Annotated in this window: 1 protein-coding gene; it reads left to right on the plus strand. The window is 55.5% G+C overall.

Annotation, left to right across the window (positions count from 1 at the left end; genetic code table 11):
- Positions 1-148 precede the first annotated feature (148 nt).
- Positions 149-718: a type II CAAX prenyl endopeptidase Rce1 family protein gene (locus C5B91_RS21160; protein WP_147374903.1), complete on the plus strand. Its 570-nt coding sequence runs from the start codon at positions 149-151 to the stop codon at positions 716-718.
- Positions 719-779 lie beyond the last annotated feature (61 nt).

Genomic DNA, 779 nt, shown 5'->3' on the forward strand with positions numbered 1-779 from the left:
CGACGGTTTAACGAGGAAATGTCATAAATATCGCCCCGCCCGACTAACGACACGAACTCACGTGGGCCCGTACATACGCGAATATCTCCGCCGTCTCCGTTTGCTCTCGTGGAACGAGCGAGAGCAGCGACTACGGACGCTTCTTCGCGTGTACGTGTTCATGACGGTCTATGCTATCGTCTCCGTGTCACTTCCAATCCTCATCGACCCGCCAGGGGATGGACTATTTCACTCCGCTGTACTTCGGGTCCTCTTGGTTTGCTGCACAATCGGACTCCTAATCGGAGCGGCGATTTACCTCGACAAGCGGCCCCTTGAGGAGTATGGACTCGAACCCAACCGTGGGTGGATATTCGACCTCTTTGCAGGGCTCGTTATTGGAGGCACGATTCCCACAGGATCGGTGTTACTTGGTGTCGCTGGGGGCTGGATAACCGTCGGTGGAACAGGGTATACCTTGACAGCTATCTTCCTTCGAGATGTCAGTCTCGCTGTCGTAATCATCACCGGTATCGCGGTAGTCGAAGAACTCGTCTTCCGGGGATACGTCCTCACGAACGCCGTTGAGGGAATGGACCTGCAGTGGGTGTCTGAAACGACAACGATCGCAACTGCCTGGAGTGTGTCAGCGCTCCTTTTTGCAATTGCGCATCCAGCCCCGACACTCGTTGCTGGTCTTCATTTCCTGAGCGCCGGACTCCTGCTCGGATTTGCATAACTCGTTTCGGGGCAACTTGGCCTTCCGATCGGCATCCACGCCGGATTCAACTTCGTATCTG

The sequence above is a fragment of the Haloferax sp. Atlit-10N genome (genome assembly GCF_003586325.1).
Classification (GTDB): Archaea; Halobacteriota; Halobacteria; order Halobacteriales; family Haloferacaceae; genus Haloferax; species Haloferax prahovense.